2 protein-coding genes are annotated in these 2636 nt (G+C 66.5%); both read right to left on the reverse strand.

Annotation, left to right across the window (positions count from 1 at the left end; all coding sequences use genetic code 11):
- Nucleotides 1–1218 (reverse strand): DUF2232 domain-containing protein (locus WAN71_RS13075; protein WP_422225735.1); only part of this gene is annotated, 1218 nt, incomplete at its 3' end.
- Nucleotides 1219–1499: 281 nt separating this feature from the next.
- Complete coding sequence (locus WAN71_RS13080) at nucleotides 1500–2501, reverse strand: glycoside hydrolase family 6 protein (RefSeq protein WP_422225736.1); 1002 nt, start codon at nucleotides 2499–2501, stop codon at nucleotides 1500–1502.
- Between the last annotated feature and the right edge of the window lie 135 nt (nucleotides 2502–2636).

The following is a 2636-nucleotide window of genomic DNA, read 5'->3' on the forward strand; positions in this document are numbered from 1 at the left end:
GTACACCAGGGAGGTTCGGTAACGGTCGGTCAGACCGGACAGCACCCCGAGCAGTGCCTCCCGGCCCGGCTGGTCGACCATGCTGGTGACCTCGTCGGCGATGAGCAGCGCCGGCTCCCGCGCCAGCGCCGCGGCCACGGCCAGGCGCTGCAGTTCACCGCCGGACAGGCCGCCGGTGTCGCGTTCGGCGAGGCCGGCCAGCCCGACTTCACTGAGTAATCGGTTGACATCGGTGGTCTTGCCGGGAGGCAGTCCCCACACCACGTCGTCGGCGACCCGCGTACCCAGCACCTGGCTTTCCGGGTGCTGCATGATGACGGCGGTGCCACCGAGTTGACCAAGACCCACCGCACCAAGGCGTTCGACCGTGCCCGAGGTCGGTTCGCGGCCGGCCAGGATCAGCATCAGCGTGGTCTTCCCTGAGCCGTTGGCACCGGTGACCGCAACGTGTTCGGCTGGCCGCACATCCAGGCTGACCGCACGCAGTGCGTCGTAGTCTGTGTGCGGGTAGCGCAGGCGCACCTCGTCCAGCCGCACCGGGACCGGCTGGATCGGCCCGGTCCCGGCCGACGCGTCCAGTTTGTGCACATCGGGAATGCCGCCCAGCCGCTCCAGCACGCGCGAGAGCGCCCACCAACCGATCAGTGAGGCGCCCATGATGGCGACGACGGCGACTCCCACGGCGAGCCACTGCCAGTAATCCAATGCGCCGGCGAAGATCCGCTTGACCTCCTGCGCGACCACCTGCAGGTGCGGCACCCGCCCCAGGACTGTCGCGACTCCGTTCACGGCGGCGGTGATCGCGTGGAACAACAGCAGCCGAAGCCGCGCCAGGACCGTCAACGCGATGACCACCACGGCACCGGCGACAACACCGGCGCCAATGGATGCCGCGGTGACGGTCCGCGGGCCGTGACCGCGGCGTTTCACGATCCCAGCCAGCCCGCCGACATAGGCGCAGAGCGCGACCGCCCCGAAGCCGCTCAAGCCGACTACCAAGAAGCCGATCACAGCGGCTGCGACCGTCGCGGTGATCAGAACGCGGATCCGATAGCGGTAGGCCAGCAGCCCCATCGGCACGGCGCCCAGCAGACCCAGCCCACCTGCGTGCGGGAGGACGACCGCAATGATCGCAACCGCAGCGCACAGAGCACCCATCACCGATGCCTGCGCGAGTTCGCTGGGTCGTAGCGATTCAGCCTGACCAAAGCTGCTCATCGACGACGTGTGACAGTCGTCGGTATCATCCCGATAACCCGCGTGAATCATATTGCCCCGTCACCAAATCGAGCCTACGACGCGTTTGCCTGGTAAGCGAAGCAAAGCGTCCTGAACATGGGAGCGCCAGCGTACAAACGGTTTGCTGAGAAGTCGTTGAGAAATTCGCTGACCTCGATGTCCCCGGGCTCTGACCTGCATGGATTCTGGTGGAGCTAACGGGACGCGAACCTCCCCAGACGCTGACGCCTGCCGACGGCGGGATTAGGCGCGAGGCCCGCCTACTGGCCCGCGATGTGGGCCATATCGATGGCGTACTGACTCACGAAGGTGCCCGCCGGCGGATCACCTTTGCCGCATGTTCCGTCGGATTCACCGGGACGTTTGATCCACAAGTAGGCGTCGGCGTGCGCGCCCCCGGTAGCCGTGGTCGGCGGAGTGCCCAGTGCTCGGCCGCTGGGGTTGCACCAGTTGAGCCCGGAGTCGGGCGCTGGTCCGGCGCCGTTGCGCGACGTGTCGATCACGTAGTGCGAACCGTTGGTGAGCGCCGAAATCGCCTCGCCGTAACCGATTTCGTCGCCGGTGGTGAAGAAGTTCGCAGTGTTGATGCTGAAACCCCGCGCGTGGCCGACACCGACCTTGTTGAGCCTGGCGGCCATGTCCTCGGGGCTATGCCAGCGCAAGTGACCAGCGTCGACATACACGGCCGTGGCTGGATTGCGCGTCAGCGTGTCGACAGCGTAGCGAATCAAGTCGAAGCGTTCTTGGCGCTGGTCAGCCGACAGGCAGTCGGCCATGGCGAGTGCATCGGGTTCGACGATGATCGCCGCCCGCGAAGCGCCCACGTCGGATGCGATGCCGTCGATCCACGCGCGGTAGTCGTCAGCCGTCGCCGAGCCACCCGCAGCGAAGCTGCCACAGTCGCGGTGGGGGATTCCATAAATTGTCAGAACCGGGATGGCGCCCGCAGCCTGCGCGTCGCTGGTGTACTTGGCGACCGTAGCTGCGGAAGAACCCGGGACGATCCAGTACGCCTGCGGCGTGTTGGCGACGGCGGTCAATTCGGGACTCGGCGGATCGGCATGCTGCGCGGCACGCATAGCCGCTGAGGTGGGATTGACGTAGAAGGGCATACCGGCCAACGGGTTGGCGTCATCGGCCAAGCGCACCGCTGGGGCGGGACGGACCTGCCCCGGGTCGGCACAAAAACCCACACCGGCAACGGCCGCAACCGTGAGGAAGGGGGCGATCCACCGCGCGACTGCACCAGCAACTGAGAACATCACCCCAGGAAAATTAGTGCATTGAGCGCCAATCGCCGACGGCAGGGTGGCGGATCGTGTTGTGGCCGAGCTTGCGATTGTGCATGGGTTCGCGCGCCGACTTCTGGTGTTCGAGCTGCCGGATCAACTCATGCT

Source organism: Mycobacterium sp., assembly GCF_049280035.1.
Lineage (GTDB): Bacteria > Actinomycetota > Actinomycetes > Mycobacteriales > Mycobacteriaceae > Mycobacterium.